This window comes from Caenimonas terrae, from assembly GCF_042655405.1.
GTDB classification, from domain to species: Bacteria; Pseudomonadota; Gammaproteobacteria; order Burkholderiales; family Burkholderiaceae_C; genus Ramlibacter; species Ramlibacter terrae_A.
Genome location: NZ_JBHSMF010000006.1, coordinates 1,232,301 through 1,247,428, shown reverse-complemented (window position 1 = coordinate 1,247,428; position 15,128 = coordinate 1,232,301). Strand labels below are relative to the sequence as shown.

The window sequence follows — 15,128 nt, the reverse complement described above, 5'->3', positions numbered from 1 at the left end:
CGCCGGCGCGGCGCTGCCTATAAACTCCGGCGGGTGAGCAAGACCGTCGCGACCGCGCACCAGCCCCTGGCCGAACGCCTGCGCCCGAAGACGCTGGGCGAGGTGATCGGCCAGCAGCACCTGCTGGGCGAGGGCATGCCGCTGCGTATCGCCTTCGAGTCCGGCCAGCCGCACAGCTGCATCCTGTGGGGACCGCCGGGCACCGGCAAGACCACCATCGCGCGCCTGATGGCCGATGCCTTCGACGCCCAGTTCATCACCATCAGCGCGGTGCTGGGCGGCGTCAAGGACATCCGCGAGGCAGTGGAGCGGGCCCAGGTGGCGCAGGGCATCCTGGGCTCCGGCGGGCGCCGCACCATCGTGTTCGTCGACGAGGTGCACCGCTTCAACAAGAGCCAGCAGGACGCGTTCCTGCCGCACGTGGAGTCGGGCCTGTTCACCTTCATCGGCGCGACCACCGAAAACCCGTCGTTCGAGGTCAATTCGGCTCTCTTGTCGCGGGCTGCCGTCTATGTGCTGCAGCCGCTGGCCGAGGACGACCTCAAGCAGATCGTCGCCAAGGCGCAGGCGATCGGCGCCGTGCCGCCGATCGAGCAGGCCGCGCTCGACCGGCTGGTGGCCTATGCCGACGGCGACGCCAGGCGGCTGCTCAACACGCTGGAGACGCTGGCCGTCGCGGCGGAGCAGGAGAAGCTGGGCGAAGTCACCGACAGCTGGCTGCTCAAGGTGCTGGGCGAGCGCATGCGCCGCTACGACAAGGGCGGCGAACAGTTCTACGACACCATCAGCGCCCTGCACAAGTCCGTGCGCGGCTCCAACCCCGACGCCTCGCTCTACTGGTTCCTGCGCATGCTCGATGGCGGTGCCGACCCGCGCTACATGGCGCGCCGGCTGGTGCGCATGGCCAGCGAGGACATCGGGCTGGCCGACCCGCGCGCGCTGCGGCTGGCGCTGGACGCCGCCGAGACCTACGAGCGCCTGGGCACGCCGGAGGGTGAACTGGCGCTGGCCGAATGCGTGGTGTACCTGGCGATCGCGCCCAAGTCGAACGCCGTCTACAACGCCTTCAACGAGATCAAGGCCTTCATCAAGCAGGACGGCACCCGTCCGGTGCCGCTGCACCTGCGCAATGCGCCGACCAAGCTGATGAAGGACCTCGATTACGGCAAGGACTACCGCTACGCGCACGACGAAGAGGGCGGTTTCGCCGCCGGCGAAACTTATTTTCCGGACGGCATGAAGCCGCCGCAGTTCTACCGGCCGGTGGAGCGCGGCCTGGAGATCCGCATCGCGGACCGGCTGCGCGAACTGCGCCGCCTCAATGAAGACAGGCAGCGCAAGCCGTGATCGCGCGGTGACTGCACCGCGTCGCCGGCCGCGTCCCGCCTTGCTTCATCGAGGGTAAACCCCGCGTCTGCGGCGTTTTTAGCCGCTGGACCGGCTGGCTACAATCGCGCACCATCAACCCGCAGAATCGGCATCTGGCGGGTTTTTTGCTAGATGGCGTCAAACCACCGGAGAAGCGTATGGAAATCCTGCTGCAGCAGATCATCAACGGTCTGGTTCTCGGCAGCATGTATGCCCTCGTGGCCTTGGGCTACACCATGGTCTACGGCATCATCAACCTGATCAACTTCGCCCATGGCGAGGTGCTGATGGTGGGCGCGCTGACAAGCTGGTCGATCATCGTGACGATCCAGGAGTCGATGCCGTGGATGCCCGGCTGGCTGGTGCTGATCATCGCGCTGGTGATCTCCTGCGTGGTGGCCGCGATGCTGAACTTCATCATCGAGAAGGTGGCCTACCGGCCGCTGCGCAACAGCCCGAAGCTGGCGCCGCTGATCACCGCCATCGGCATGTCGATCCTGCTGCAGACGCTGGCCATGATCATCTGGAAGCCGAACTACAAGCCCTATCCCACGCTGCTGCCGCCGGTGCCGTTCCAGATCGGCGGCGCCGTCATCACCGCCACGCAGATCATGATCCTGGGCCTCACGGCAACCTCGCTGGCGGTCCTGATGTACCTGGTGAACTACACGCGGCTGGGCCGCGCGATGCGCGCCACCGCGGAGAACCCGCGGGTGGCGGCGCTGATGGGGGTGCGGCCGGACACCGTGATCTCCGCCACCTTCATCATCGGCGCGGTGCTGGCGGCGATCGCCGGCGTCATGTACGCGTCGAACTACGGCACGGTGCAGCACACCATGGGCTTCCTGCCGGGGCTGAAGGCGTTCACCGCTGCGGTGTTCGGCGGCATCGGCAACCTCGCCGGCGCCGTGGTCGGCGGCATCCTGCTGGGGCTGATCGAGTCGATCGGCTCGGGCTACATCGGCACGCTGACGGGCGGAGTGCTTGGCAGCAACTACTCCGACATCTTCGCCTTCATCGTCCTGATCATCATGCTGACGCTGCGGCCCTCCGGGCTGCTGGGCGAGCGGGTGGCGGACCGGGCCTGAAGGGAAACAACACCATGATCGATTTCATCAACCGCCAGAACAAGCATGCGGTGCGGGCCGTCTTCACGCTGGCGCTGATTCTGCTGCCGCTCCTGTTGCAGACCCAGGGCAACGCCTGGGTCCGGATCGCCGACACCGCCCTGCTCTATGTCCTCCTGGCCCTGGGCCTGAACATCGTGGTCGGTTACGCCGGCCTGCTGGACCTGGGCTATGTCGCCTTCTACGCGCTGGGCGCCTACATGTTCGGGCTGCTGGCCTCGCCGCACCTGACCGACAATTTCCCGGCGATCGCGGCGATGTTCCCGAACGGCCTGCACTTGCCGCTGTGGATCGTGATCCCGGCCGGGGCGGCGCTGGCCGGCTTCTTCGGGGTCATGCTGGGCGCGCCCACGCTCAAGCTGCGCGGCGACTACCTGGCCATCGTGACGCTGGGGTTCGGGGAAATCATCCGGGTGTTCCTCAACAACCTGGACCAGCCGGTCAACATCACCAACGGGCCCAAGGGCATCAACCAGATCGACTCGATCCATTTCTTCAACCTCAATCTCGGCAAGCCCGCCACCCTCCTGGGCTACGAGATCGCCTCGGTGAGCCTCTATTACTACCTGTTCCTGGCGCTGGTGGTGGTGAGCGTGATCGTCTGCCACCGGCTGGAGCTCTCGCGCATCGGCCGGGCCTGGATGGCGATCCGCGAGGACGAGATCGCCGCCAAGGCGATGGGCATCAACACCCGCAACATGAAGCTGCTGGCCTTCGGCATGGGGGCCACCTTCGGCGGCGTGGCGGGCTCGATGTTCGGAGCCTTCCAGGGCTTCGTCTCGCCCGAGTCCTTCAGCCTGATGGAGTCGGTGATGATCGTCGCGATGGTGGTGCTGGGCGGCATCGGCCACCTGCCCGGCGTGATCCTTGGAGCGGTGCTGCTGTCGGCCCTGCCGGAGGTGCTGCGCTATGTCGCCGGACCGCTGCAGGCGATGACCGGTGGCCGGCTGGATTCCGCCATCCTGCGCCAGCTGTTGATCGCGGTGGCGATGATTTCGGTGATGCTGCTGCGCCCGCGCGGACTGTGGCCGGCGCCCACGCACGGCAAGTCGCTGCAGAACACCAAGGCGCCGCCACCCGGCGCGCCCGGCAGCACGGCGCTCAATTGAACTTGCCTGGGGACGGGCCTTCAGCTCTGTAGGAAACATATGGCAGAAACAGTTCTTCGCGTGGCCGGCATCTCCAAGCGCTTCGGCGGGCTGCAGGCCCTGTCAGACGTGGGCATCACCATCGAGCGCGGCCAGGTCTACGGCCTGATCGGCCCCAACGGCGCCGGCAAGACCACCTTCTTCAACGTCATCACCGGCCTGTACACGCCCGACAGCGGCACCTTCGAGCTGGCCGGCAAGCCCTACAAGCCCAGCGCCGTGCATGAAGTGGCCAAGGCCGGCATCGCCCGCACCTTCCAGAACATCCGCCTGTTCGCCGACATGACGGCGCTGGAGAACGTCATGGTGGGCCGCCACATCCGCACCGGTTCCGGCCTGCTCGGCGCGATCTTCCGCACGCCCGGCTTCAAGGCGGAAGAGGCGGCGATCGCCAAGCGGGCCCACGAGCTGCTGGACTACGTGGGCATCGCCAAGTTCGCCGACTACAAGGCGCGCACGCTGTCGTATGGCGACCAGCGGCGGCTGGAGATCGCGCGGGCGCTGGCCACCGATCCGCAGCTGATCGCGCTGGACGAGCCGGCGGCGGGCATGAACGCCACCGAGAAGGTGCTGCTGCGCCAGCTGATCGACCAGATCCGCAAGGACAACCGCACCATCTTGCTGATCGAGCACGACGTCAAGCTGGTGATGGGGCTGTGCGACCGGGTGACGGTGCTCGATTACGGCAAGCAGATCGCCGAGGGCACGCCGGCCGAGGTGCAGAAGAACGACAAGGTGATCGAGGCATATCTCGGCACCAGCGGCCACTAGGCGGAGCAGGACACATGGCAGAGATTCTTCTGGAAGTGAGCGGCCTGAAGGTCGCCTACGGCGGCATCCAGGCCGTCAAGGGCGTGGACTTCAATGTGCGCGAGGGCGAACTGGTCTCGCTGATCGGCTCCAACGGCGCCGGCAAGACCACCACGATGAAGGCCATCACCGGCAGCCTTCCGTTCCTGGAGGGCGACATCAAGTACCTCGGGCAGAGCATCCGCGGCAAGGGCGCCTGGGACCTGGTCAAGCAGGGGCTGGCGATGGTGCCGGAAGGCCGCGGCGTCTTCACCCGCATGACGATCACCGAAAACCTGCAGATGGGCGCCCACATCCGCAACGACAAGCCGGAGATCGCCAAGGACATGGAGAAGGTGTTCACCACCTTCCCGCGCCTGCGCGAGCGCAAGGACCAACTGGCCGGCACCATGTCGGGCGGCGAACAGCAGATGCTGGCGATGGGCCGGGCCCTGATGAGCCGGCCCCGCGTGCTGCTGATGGACGAGCCCTCGATGGGCCTGGCGCCGATCATGGTCGACAAGATTTTCGAGGTGGTCAAGGAGGTGTACGAGCAGGGCGTCACCATCCTGCTGGTGGAGCAGAATGCCAGCCGCGCGCTTCAGGTCGCCAACCGCGCCTATGTGATGGAGTCCGGCTTGATCACCATGAGCGGCGACGCCCGGCAGATGCTCAGCGACCCGAAGGTGCGGGCGGCGTACCTGGGCGAATAAGCGGCGATCGCTAGTACTTGTACTGCAGCCCGAGGCTGGTGGAGCGCACCGGGTCGCGGCCGCTGCCGGCGAAGTGGAAGTCGTGGCTGTCCCACGCCAAGGTGGCCGACAGCTGCGGCGTGAAGTCGTAGCTGACGCCGGCGCCGTACGACAGGCCGAATCCGCGATCGGTGCCGTTGTTCACGCCGCTTCCCAGCAGGGCGCTGGTGTCGGTGCGGCCATATGTGGTCCCGATCTTGCCGAACACGCCCAGCGATTGCCACACCGGCGCCTTGCCCACCACGCTCAGGTTCAGTCCCTGGGCCTTGGTGGTGCCGCCGCCGCGGCTGATCCGGCCCATGTCGAGATAGCCCAGCTCCACGCCCCAGAAGTTGCCCAGCATGCTGCCTGCAGAGATCTGGACCGAGCTGTCGGTGCTGTCGCAATTCAGGGAGGTCACGCCGCAGGGGACCGAATAGCGGGACCGGCCCAGGCTGAGGCCGACGTAGCCGCGGCCCGCGGGCGGCACGATCGACCGGCTGGGGGAGCTGTCCTGCGCCTGCGCCGCGGGGGCGGAAGCCATCGCGGCCAGCGCTGCAGTCCACAAGAAGAGGTGTCGCACTTTCATGTCCGTCCCCTGCTGTTGTCTTTCGAAATCCAAACTTACGACCGGTCGCAAATCCCGGCTGTAGGACGAGTCCCACAGCCGGCGTAGGAGGCTCAGCAGGCGGGAATTATTCGAGCTTCAGTCCACTTTTGCGCCGGAGGCCTTGACCACTTTCTCATACTTGGCCAGCTCCGCTCGCATGAAAGCGCCGAATTCTTCCGGAGTGTTGGAAACCGGCTCCGCCAGCAGGGTGGCGAAGCGGGATTTGGCTTCCGGGGATTGCAGCGCCGCAACAAACGCGTGATTGAGCTTGACGATGACGTCGTGCGGGGTGTTGGCCGGCGCCACCAGGCCCCACCAGGTGTCGATGGAAAAGTCCTTGAGCGTGTCGGCCACCGGCGGCACGTCCGGCAGGCTGGGCGAGCGGCGCGTCGTGGTCACGGCCAGGGCCTTGAGCTTGCCGGCCCGGATGTTGGGAGCGGCGGTGGCCAGGTTGTCGAAATTGAAGTCCACCTGCCCCGACAGCAGGGCCAGCTGCGCCGGGTTGCCGCCGTTGTAGGGGATGTGCACGGCGTAGATGCCGGCGTCGCGCTTGAACATCTCGCCGGCCAGGTGGCCGGCGCTGCCATTGCCGCCGCTGCCGTAGTTGAGCCGGCCCGGATGGGCCTTGGCGTAGGCGATCAGGTCCGCCACCGAGCTGATCTTCAGGCGGGCGGCGGTGTCGGCGTTCATCACCAGCACGTTGGGCACGCGGACCATCTGCGTGATCGGCGCGAAGTCGCGGATGGGGTCGAACGGCATCTTCGAGAACAGCCACGGGTTGATCGCATGGGTGGCGACGGCGGAGATGCCGATCGTCAGGCCGTCGGGAGCCGCCTTGGCCACCGCGTCGGCACCGATGTTGCCGCCGCCGCCGGGGCGGTTCTCGATGATCACGGTGCCCAGCGAGTCCTTGACCCGTTCGGCCAGGATGCGGGCGGTGGCGTCGATCGGGCCCCCGGCCGCGTACGGCACGATGATGCGGATCGGCTTGTTCTGGGCCAGGGCCAGGGACGAGGACAGCGCGGTGGCGGCGGCCAGGGCGGAGAGGATGAGGGTTCTGCGGTTCATAGGGGGATTTTCACAGCAGTGCCACCGCGGCCCGCCATCGCATTCCCCTACATGCCCGCGAGGCGTTGTCCGACATGGCGGGCATCGACTGGGACGTTGAAGGAAGGTAGGCAGTTTTTTCAGCCTTCAACCCACAGGAGTCACCATGAAATTTCACACTCTCGCCCTTGCAGCCGCTCTGGCTTTCGGCGGCGTCGCGTTCGCCGCCTCGAACGACACGGCAACAGCGCCATCCACGCCCGTGGCATCGACCTCGGTGAAGGTGAAGCATCACGCCAGCCGCCACGCCGTGCGCCGCGTTACGAAGAAGCATCACCGCGCGATGACGACCGCCAAGCGCCACCATGGCCGCGAGTACATGGCGTCGTCGACGAATTCCGACCTCAGCAATGACACCAGCCGCGAAGCGCGGATGGACGAAGCCCTAAGAAAATTCCGTACCTCGCACAGCTGATCCGGCGCAACGCTGGTTCAAACCTCGGCCAGCTGCGACGCGCAATCCGCCGAACGGAGGATTGCGCGTTGCAGCATCTTGCCTAGAATCTGCGTAGCTAGGTTTTAGGGTCGTGTGTATTCATGGGCTACGTGCTGTCATCAGCGGCGATTTCGTTCCTGATTGCTTCCTTCTTCGTCAGGCAGAGCAGTAACGGCGTCCTGTGGGGGTCGGACAGCGACTTTGACGGCCCGCAGAAATTCCATCGCAGGCCGGTGCCGAGGCTAGGCGGCGTGGGACTCTTGGTCGCCTTGATCCTGTGCGCCGCCTACGCATACTGGTGGACGCCGATCGGTGGCCGCCTGGGCCAGCTGGTGGCCTGCGCCTTTCCGGCCCTTGCCTATGGCCTGGCCGAAGACATCACCCTGTCGGTGCGTCCTCGCACGCGGATGCTGGCGGCGGCCGTCTCGGCCCTGCTCGGAGCCCTCGTGCTCGATGCAGTGGTCGACCGCACGAACATGGTTGTCGTCGACGCCTTTCTCGCCGTCAGCGTGACCTCCATCCTGCTCACCGTGTTCGCGGTCTCAGGCCTCGCCCATTCGGTCAACATCATCGACGGCTTCAACGGGCTGGCGGCAATGGTCTGCATGATGATGTTCTGCGCCATCGGCTACGTGGCCTATTCGGTCGGCGACCAGTTCATCCTGCTGGCGGCGCTGTGCTGCCTGGGGGCGCTGGCCGGGTTCTTCCTGTGGAACTTCCCGCTCGGGATGATCTTCCTGGGCGACGGCGGGGCCTATTTCATGGGCTTCATGCTGGGGGAGCTGGCCGTGTTGCTGGTGCATCGCCATCCGGAAGTTTCGCCCTGGTTCGCCATCTTGCTGTTCCTGTATCCGACCATGGAGACGGTGTTCAGCATCTATCGACGCAAGGTGCTCAAGGGCGCGCCGATCGCCAGCCCGGACGCCTGGCACCTGCATTCGCTGATCTTCCGGCGGCTGTTGCATGCCGGCCGGGGCGAGGGCCGCACCCACAGCAACCCGGTCACTTCGCTCTACCTGTGGGTGTTGTGCTCGCTGGCGGTGGTTCCGGCCGCCCTGTTCTGGGACAACACGCCGGCGCTGTTGTTGTTCTGCGCCACCTTCATCGGCGTCTATTTGTGGCTGTACCAGTGCATCGTGCGCTTTCGCACGCCGGTGTGGCTGATCCTGCGCTGAGCGCCGCCATCAGTCCCGGTGCTTGTCGGCTTCGGTGGTGAAGGAGTCGGCGAAGAATTCTTCCGGCGGCAGCTTGCCGATGGCGCTGTAGTCGGCCCGCGCCGAATCGACCACGATGGGCGCGCCGCAGGCATAGACCTGGAACCCCGACAGGTCGGGAAAGTCCTCCAGCACCGCCTTGTGGACGAAGCCGGTGCGGCCGGTCCAGTTGTCCTGCGGCATCGCGTTGGAGATCACCGGCACGTACTTCAGGTTCGGCATATCCGCCAGCCGCGCCTGCACCCAGTCATCCAGGTACAGGTCGCCGGGGCGCCGGCCGCCCCAGTACAGCGTGGCCGGCCGGGTGATGCCCTTGAACTGCATGTGTTCGATCACCGCCTTGATCGGCGCGAATCCGGTGCCCGAAGCCAGCAGGATCATCGGCTTGTCCGAGTCCTCGCGCAGAAAGAAGCTGCCGTAGGGGCCCTCCACGCGCAGGATTTCCTTTTCCTTCATGGCGGTGAAGACGTGGTCGGTGAACTTGCCGCCCGGCATGTGGCGGATGTGCAGCTCGATGCTGGGACCCACCGGTGGCGTTGCGTCCGCCTTGACCATGGTGTGCGGCGCATTGGCCATCGAATAGCTGCGGCGGGCGCCGTCTCGCAGGATGAACTCGATGTACTGCCCGGCGTGGTAGCGCATGGTGTCGTTGGCCGGCAGCTGCAAACGGACCACCATCACGTCCCACGACTTCTTTTCCAGGGCGGTGACCCGGGACGGCATCTTCTTGATCGGGAACGCCGATTCGTCCGTCACCTGGCGCGACTCGAGCACCACGTCGCTCAGGGGCACACCGCAGCAGGTCAGGATGAAGCCCGCCGCTTCCTCCTCGGCGGACAGTGCCTTGCTCTGATGCGGCCCGTGGAACACCTGCCCCTCGAGCTTCTTGCACTTGCAGGAGCCGCAGGCGCCGTCCTTGCAGCCGTAGGGCATGCCGATGCCCTGGCGGATGGCGGCCGGCAGGATGGCCTCGTCCGGATTGACCGAGAAGGTGCGGCCGCTGGGCAGCACGCTGACCTGGAAGGTTGCCGCGGGGGGCGAAGCGCTCGTCATGTTTTGGTTATCCTCGGGCAGTCTCTAGAAGAACCCCCCGATTTTGCCCTCAATCCAGAGTCCCCTCGGCGCGCTGCCGGCGCGCTTTCGCCGCGAACGGGTGCTGATCGTCGGCTGCGGCGACATCGGCCTGCGGGTGGCGAAACTGCTGGCAAAGCGGGTGCGGCTGCTGGCGCTGACCTCCTCGCCAGACCGCATGGCCGACTTGCGCAGCGAAGGCATCACGCCGCTGCCGGGGAATCTGGACCGCCCCGCCTCGCTGGCGCGGCTGGCCGGACTGGCAACCCGCGTCGTCCACCTGGCGCCGCCGCGTGGCGACGACCAGGCGCAATGGTGGCGGGACTTTCGCACCGTGGCCTTGCTGCAGGCCTTGCGATCGAGGACGGCGCCGGCATCGCTGGTCTATGGGTCCACCAGCGGGGTCTACGGAGACTGCCGGGGCGAGCGGGTGAGCGAGACCCGGGCACTGCATCCGGCAACACCCCGGGCCCAGCGCCGGGTCGACGCCGAGACCGCGGTGCGCCACTTCGGCCGGGCCGCCCATGTCAGGACCAGCATCCTGCGCATTCCCGGCATCTACGCACCGGACCGCGAAGGCGGCACGCCCCGGGGGCGGCTGCTCAAGGGCACGCCGGTGCTGGCGCCCGATGACGACGTCTACACCAACCACATCCACGCCGACGACCTCGCACGCGCAGTGGTCGCTGCGCTGTGGCGCGGCCGGCCGCAGCGGGTCTACAACGTCAGCGACGACAGCGAGCTGAAGATGGGCGAGTACTTCGACCTGGCCGCCGACCTGTACGGCCTGCCCCGGCCGCCCCGGATCGCCCGCAGCGCAGCGCGCGACGCGTTGCCGCTGTTGGTGCTCAGTTTCATGGGCGAGTCGCGGCGGCTGCGGAACGCGAGGCTGAAATCCGAACTGCGGGTGAATTTGTTGCACCCCACTGTTGCCGCGGGCCTGCTGGCGGGATAGGCAATGCGCCGCGCCTTGCCCATAATGGCTTGGCTCGTCAATTCGCGGTCCAATCAAGAAATGGGAAACGTGGGGATCGAATCTTTCATTTTTCTCGTGACGGCAGGCGAATTCCCTGGGCATCGCCGCTTGGCTAAATTTGGCGATGCGGTCACGTCAAAGAAGGTCATGCACCCGCCGCCATGCCAGTAAGACGAAACCTGCTGGCGGGCCTGGCAAATTCGGTCTGGACCGCGCTGCTCGGCTTGGCTGTCGTTCCCCTGTACATCAGGTATTTGGGCCTTGAGGCCTATGGTTTGATCGGCTTCTTCGCTACGGCCAACGCGGTGCTCTTGCTGCTCGACATGGGCCTCGCTCCGACCATGACAAGGGAGTTGGCGCGGACGTCGGCGACAGGAGAAATGGATCAGTCGCGACGGTTGCTGCATTCCTTGGCCTACGTGTATTGGGCCGTCGCAGTGGTCCTTGGCATCACGATTGCCGGGGCGTCGTCAATCATCGCAAACGGGTGGTTGAAGGCCGGTGGCCTCACTACCGAGACCTTGAAGACTGCCGTGGCGCTCATGGGACTGGTCATTGCCTGCCGCTGGCCGGTGTCCGTCTACCAGGCTGCTTTGGTCGGAATGCAGCGCCTGACCGTCCTTGCTGCCGTCAGTCTGGTCATGGTGACGCTCGGCAGCGTCGGCGCGGTGGCGATCCTTGCCTTCGTCTCACCGACCGTTGAAGCCTTCTTCGTCTGGCAAGCGGCAGTCGCTCTCTTGCATGTCACGGTCATGCGCAGCGCTGCATGGCGCGTCATCGGCCGAGACTCCAACACGCAATTTGACATTGGCCAACTGAAAAGGATCAGGAACTTCTCTTTCGGAATGAGCGGCGTGGCGATGGCCTCGATCGTGTTGACACAACTGGACAAAGTTCTCCTGAGTCGGATGCTGACCCTGCAGGATTTCGGCCGCTACGTCCTGGCGGGCGTTGTCGCCGCCGCGCTTGCGATCGTGATTCTTCCGGTCTTCAACACAATTTTCCCGCGTTATACGAACATGATTGCGCGGGGCGACATGCACGCCCTGGGAAGATCCTATCTTCAGGAGACCCAGCTTTTTTGCGCCGTCTTGCTGCCTGTCGCGCTGACGATTGCGGTTTTCGCCGAGGATCTGTTGCGGGTATGGACGGACAATCCGGAGTTGGCTGTAAGCGTTGCGCCGATCGCCTCTTTGCTTGTAATCGGTTCGGCATTGAACGGCGTGATGCACTTTCCATATGCACTTCAGATCGCCTACGGCTCGGTCAAGCTGCCGCTGTTCTTGGTGTCGGGCCTTGCCGTTCTGATGGTGCCAGCGACAGTTGTCCTTACTGCAAACTTTGGAGCAAAAGGGGGAGCGACAGCCTGGCTTCTGATCAACGTCATTTATCTCTTCAGCGGTGCTTGGCTCACGCACCGGCGGTGGCTCAAAGGCCTGGCGTCTCGATGGCTCTTTCGATGTGTGCTGATGCCGTTGGCTCTCTCCGCCGCAATAGTGCTACTGGGAAGGTATTGGATAGATAGTCACTCCCTGTGGACCCCTCTTGTCAGGTTGGTGGCCGCCGGGATGGTGCTTCTGCTCTCGATTCTTTGGCTTGCGATCTTGACAGTCAAGTCGGGCGCCTGGATGACCCCGTTTCGGGCCGACACCGGCAAGGCATGATCGTGCGTTGCGATGCGAACTTTTTCTAACCTTTGGCGGTTGCTCCTGCGTCATCGGCGAGCTGCGAATTGACAGCATGAATTCGGGTGCACCTAGTTCGATCGGGAAAGCTTGTCCTTTTCATTTCTGGAGACATCGTTCGAGCGACGCATGGCCATGATCCAAGCACCCACACTACTTCTGATGGCTGAACTGAAGAAGAAGATCCTGACGTCTGCGCTCGAAAACGCCCTGGGAATGGCTGCCTTATACGGAAACCTGGCGTGGCACAACTTCGTGGGAATTTACAGCGCAGAGGAAATCGAAGATGCATTGTTCGAAAAGATCAATAGCCGCGAATTACAGGTGGCGCGATCAGAGAAGAATGGGAGACTGATCCACGTCCTGAGCGAAGGGTATCTGAGTGGGGGACATACGCGCGTCGTTGAAAGGCTGGTTGCGGCGGGAGCAGGCGTTTTGGGTCAGGACGTGGTCGTCACCGGTTTGCTCCCCGGTGTCATCGCCGACCGATTGCGACAGCACGGCGCGGTCGTGACGTTCGTTCGGGCGACTGGCGTGACAGCAATCGCAGAGTTGGGTCGGCTCATTGGCGCCTATACGTCGGCTGTTTTGCATATCCACCCGGACGACATCTCCGCAGTACTTGCGGCGCGGCTGGCGCGACAGGCAGGCACCAGAGTCGGACTTTACAACCATGCCGACCATGTATTTACCTTCGGCCACACCGCTTGCGACGTTGTCCTTGAGGTAAGCATTTACGGACGGGCGATATCGAAAAAATACCGGCCGGCCCATCACTGGTCATTTGCGGGCATACCACTTGACGCACCTGCAGCTCCCGCGAAGAGCGGAGCCGACGAATACATATTGTCTTCGGGGCCTGCCTACAAGTACGATTTTCGGGAAGGCGGCGTGTTTGCGTCGTTGCTAGTGAATCTGATCGCTGCGACAAACAGGAAGTGCCTGATCGTCGGTCCAGGGAAGCTACCGCCCGACGCCTCGAACGAATTGAAGGAGCTTGCGAGGGTCGGGTTGCTCCAGATGGAGGGCGAAGTCAGCAGGGATGTCTACGTCCAGTACCTGGCGGGCTGCTTCTGTTATCTCGACAGTGCACCTGTGTCTGGTGGATCGGCGTTTCCTGAAGCGGCACTGGCGGGAAAGGAATGCCTTGGATTGACCAATCCCATCATGGGATATTCGCCGGCGGACGCGATGCGGAGCACAAGCGTGGATGAACTCGTCCGGCGGGCTCGGAACCTGTCGGGGGACGGGCTCGATCCGCTGCATCGTCTGATATCTGAAGTCCATGACCCCAAGCAAGTCTTGGATCGAATCGAGCGCGCGCTGGTCGACGGCACGGTTTATGGCATTCCTTTTGACGTGCAGATTGGAGCAATTGACTCGGAATTCATGCAGAAGGGCTGGGCGCGGAATCAGCGGCTCGACTTGAGGGGACGTGCGGGCGAGTCGCTTTCCCTGGCGAATAGAGCAGCAGTTTTGCGGCTCTTATGGCGCACGGGCCTGATGGGACGGGTTCGCTGGCTCCGGTTACTGCAATTCTGCTGCGACAGTTTTGCGTTCCGGAGAATTCGTGGCGACGGGGCTGCCGATGTTCCGAAAGTTGTCCTGTCGGTGATGCGTGGCAAGAGGGGATGAGTCACCCACATAGCGCGGCGTTGACGGTGCCATCGCGCGCCAGGCGAACGATGACGGCGTGCCCCCAACGCGGCATTGACCCGGCTGCCGCAGCGGAGCGCCAAGATGGTCAAATCCGAGCTAGCGCCGCCGAGCTGACAGCGGCGAACCCAAGTGGTCAACGAGTGCGTTAACGCACCCGCGTCCGACTTCCTAGCGCAGCGAGCCGGCGGACACCATCATGTCGGTAAGCGAAGTGCAGGTAATATCCGTCCAACACAGGACTTGAATCGATGTCGGAACTTCCGGTTATTTTTGTGGCGGGTCATCAAGGCATGGTTGGGAGTTCGATCGTCCGGGCGTTAAAGCGGGCCGGAAACGAGTTGATTCTGACGCGGACCCATAGCGAATTGGATTTGACGAACCAACGTGATGTCGACGCGTTTTTTGCCACCAACAAGATCGATCAGGTTTACCTCGCGGCCGCAAAGGTCGGCGGCATTCACGCCAACAACGTCCTGCCGGCGCAATTCATTTATCAAAACCTGATGATCCAGGCAAATGTCATTCATGCGGCGCACACCAATGGTGTTGACCGCCTGTTGGCGCTCGGCAGCAGCTGTATTTACCCGCGTGATGCCATACAGCCGATTTCCGAAGGGGCGCTGCTCTCCGGGAAGCTCGAGGCGACCAATGAACCCTACGCAATTGCGAAAATCGCGGGGATCAAGCTCTGTGAGAGCTACAACCGACAGTACGGTCGCGACTATCGGTCGCTGATGCCGACCAATCTGTATGGTCCCGGAGACAACTATCACCCCGAGTACAGTCACGTCATCCCTGCCTTGCTGCGGCGTTTTCATGAGGCGAAGGTCACGGGGCAGCCCGTTGTCAGCATCTGGGGGACGGGTCAGCCGAGGCGCGAATTTCTATTCGTCGACGATCTCGCTGCTGCATGCATGCACGTGATGAGCCTCGACAGGAAAGCCATCGAGGAACATACTGAACCCCAGCTCAGCCATATCAACGTGGGGTTCGGCTCAGACATTTCGATTGCGGAACTGGCAATGGTCATCGCGCGTGTGACCGAGTTTGCCGGCGAGATCACCTTCGATCCGTCCAGGCCGGATGGAACCCCCCAGAAACTGATGGACAGTTCGCGTCTCAGGAGCCTGGGTTGGCAGCCAACAGTGGACCTGGAAGCCGGGCTCCGGCGAACCTACAGCGACTTCCTCTCTCGCCAATAACACCG

14 protein-coding genes are annotated in these 15,128 nt (G+C 64.1%); 11 read left to right on the top strand and 3 right to left on the bottom strand.

The window, feature by feature from the left end:
• The first annotated feature begins 33 nt into the window (after positions 1-33).
• The 5 genes from ACFPOE_RS12870 (at position 34) to ACFPOE_RS12850 (ending at position 5,145) form a co-directional block, all read left to right on the top strand.
• Positions 34-1,347 (top strand): replication-associated recombination protein A, encoded by a 1,314-nt coding sequence (locus tag ACFPOE_RS12870; protein WP_376850483.1) that lies wholly within the window; start codon positions 34-36, stop codon positions 1,345-1,347.
• Between the two features lie 179 nt (positions 1,348-1,526).
• Complete coding sequence (locus ACFPOE_RS12865; RefSeq protein WP_376850482.1) at positions 1,527-2,456, top strand: branched-chain amino acid ABC transporter permease; 930 nt, start codon at positions 1,527-1,529, stop codon at positions 2,454-2,456.
• Between the two features lie 14 nt (positions 2,457-2,470).
• The gene (locus ACFPOE_RS12860) at positions 2,471-3,604 is read left to right on the top strand and encodes a branched-chain amino acid ABC transporter permease (RefSeq protein ID WP_376850481.1); all 1,134 of its coding nucleotides are present in this window, start codon (positions 2,471-2,473) and stop codon (positions 3,602-3,604) included.
• Between the two features lie 39 nt (positions 3,605-3,643).
• Positions 3,644-4,414: an ABC transporter ATP-binding protein gene (locus tag ACFPOE_RS12855; RefSeq protein WP_376850480.1), complete on the top strand. Its 771-nt coding sequence runs from the start codon at positions 3,644-3,646 to the stop codon at positions 4,412-4,414.
• 14 nt (positions 4,415-4,428) lie between these two features.
• Positions 4,429-5,145, top strand: coding sequence for an ABC transporter ATP-binding protein (locus ACFPOE_RS12850; RefSeq protein WP_376850479.1), 717 nt, complete (start codon positions 4,429-4,431; stop codon positions 5,143-5,145).
• Between the two features lie 10 nt (positions 5,146-5,155).
• On the opposite strand, the gene ACFPOE_RS12845 is transcribed toward ACFPOE_RS12850, so the two are convergent.
• Both ACFPOE_RS12845 and ACFPOE_RS12840 read right to left on the bottom strand, forming a co-directional pair.
• Positions 5,156-5,752 (bottom strand): outer membrane beta-barrel protein, encoded by a 597-nt coding sequence (locus tag ACFPOE_RS12845; RefSeq protein WP_376850478.1) that lies wholly within the window; start codon positions 5,750-5,752, stop codon positions 5,156-5,158.
• Between the two features lie 117 nt (positions 5,753-5,869).
• Complete coding sequence (locus ACFPOE_RS12840) at positions 5,870-6,841, bottom strand: Bug family tripartite tricarboxylate transporter substrate binding protein (protein ID WP_376850477.1); 972 nt, start codon at positions 6,839-6,841, stop codon at positions 5,870-5,872.
• 145 nt (positions 6,842-6,986) lie between these two features.
• Between ACFPOE_RS12840 and ACFPOE_RS12835 the strand changes: the two genes are divergently transcribed.
• Entirely contained in the window at positions 6,987-7,295 is a 309-nt protein-coding gene (locus ACFPOE_RS12835) for a hypothetical protein (protein WP_376850476.1), read from the top strand.
• Between the two features lie 272 nt (positions 7,296-7,567).
• Positions 7,568-8,491 (top strand): MraY family glycosyltransferase, encoded by a 924-nt coding sequence (locus tag ACFPOE_RS12830; protein ID WP_376850475.1) that lies wholly within the window; start codon positions 7,568-7,570, stop codon positions 8,489-8,491.
• A gap of 9 nt (positions 8,492-8,500) precedes the next feature.
• On the opposite strand, the gene ACFPOE_RS12825 is transcribed toward ACFPOE_RS12830, so the two are convergent.
• On the bottom strand, positions 8,501-9,583 hold the full coding sequence (locus ACFPOE_RS12825) for a CDP-6-deoxy-delta-3,4-glucoseen reductase (RefSeq protein WP_376850474.1): 1,083 nt from the start codon (positions 9,581-9,583) through the stop codon (positions 8,501-8,503).
• Positions 9,584-9,626: 43 nt separating this feature from the next.
• Here ACFPOE_RS12825 and ACFPOE_RS12820 point away from each other — a divergent pair, with 43 nt between their 5' ends.
• The 4 genes from ACFPOE_RS12820 (at position 9,627) to ACFPOE_RS12805 (ending at position 15,123) form a co-directional block, all read left to right on the top strand.
• On the top strand, positions 9,627-10,556 hold the full coding sequence (locus ACFPOE_RS12820) for an SDR family oxidoreductase (RefSeq protein WP_376850473.1): 930 nt from the start codon (positions 9,627-9,629) through the stop codon (positions 10,554-10,556).
• Positions 10,557-10,738: 182 nt separating this feature from the next.
• On the top strand, positions 10,739-12,241 hold the full coding sequence (locus tag ACFPOE_RS12815) for a lipopolysaccharide biosynthesis protein (RefSeq protein ID WP_376850472.1): 1,503 nt from the start codon (positions 10,739-10,741) through the stop codon (positions 12,239-12,241).
• Between the two features lie 183 nt (positions 12,242-12,424).
• Positions 12,425-13,897: a hypothetical protein gene (locus tag ACFPOE_RS12810; protein WP_376850471.1), complete on the top strand. Its 1,473-nt coding sequence runs from the start codon at positions 12,425-12,427 to the stop codon at positions 13,895-13,897.
• A gap of 272 nt (positions 13,898-14,169) precedes the next feature.
• Positions 14,170-15,123 carry a GDP-L-fucose synthase family protein gene (locus tag ACFPOE_RS12805; protein WP_376850470.1) on the top strand — a complete coding sequence of 318 codons (954 nt, stop codon included), beginning with the start codon at positions 14,170-14,172 and terminating at the stop codon, positions 15,121-15,123.
• Positions 15,124-15,128 lie beyond the last annotated feature (5 nt).

Bases quoted from the DNA above. Each gene is read 5' to 3' on its own strand.
- ACFPOE_RS12865 (WP_376850482.1), top strand. From the start codon at position 1,527: ATGGAAATCCTGCTGCAGCAGATCATCAACGGTCTGGTTCTCGGCAGC.
- ACFPOE_RS12860 (WP_376850481.1), top strand. From the start codon at position 2,471: ATGATCGATTTCATCAACCGCCAGAACAAGCATGCGGTGCGGGCCGTC.
- ACFPOE_RS12855 (WP_376850480.1), top strand. From the start codon at position 3,644: ATGGCAGAAACAGTTCTTCGCGTGGCCGGCATCTCCAAGCGCTTCGGC.
- ACFPOE_RS12850 (WP_376850479.1), top strand. From the start codon at position 4,429: ATGGCAGAGATTCTTCTGGAAGTGAGCGGCCTGAAGGTCGCCTACGGC.
- ACFPOE_RS12845 (WP_376850478.1), bottom strand. From the start codon at position 5,752: ATGAAAGTGCGACACCTCTTCTTGTGGACTGCAGCGCTGGCCGCGATG.
- ACFPOE_RS12840 (WP_376850477.1), bottom strand. From the start codon at position 6,841: ATGAACCGCAGAACCCTCATCCTCTCCGCCCTGGCCGCCGCCACCGCG.
- ACFPOE_RS12835 (WP_376850476.1), top strand. From the start codon at position 6,987: ATGAAATTTCACACTCTCGCCCTTGCAGCCGCTCTGGCTTTCGGCGGC.
- ACFPOE_RS12825 (WP_376850474.1), bottom strand. From the start codon at position 9,583: ATGACGAGCGCTTCGCCCCCCGCGGCAACCTTCCAGGTCAGCGTGCTG.
- ACFPOE_RS12815 (WP_376850472.1), top strand. From the start codon at position 10,739: ATGCCAGTAAGACGAAACCTGCTGGCGGGCCTGGCAAATTCGGTCTGG.
- ACFPOE_RS12810 (WP_376850471.1), top strand. From the start codon at position 12,425: ATGGCTGAACTGAAGAAGAAGATCCTGACGTCTGCGCTCGAAAACGCC.
- ACFPOE_RS12805 (WP_376850470.1), top strand. From the start codon at position 14,170: ATGTCGGAACTTCCGGTTATTTTTGTGGCGGGTCATCAAGGCATGGTT.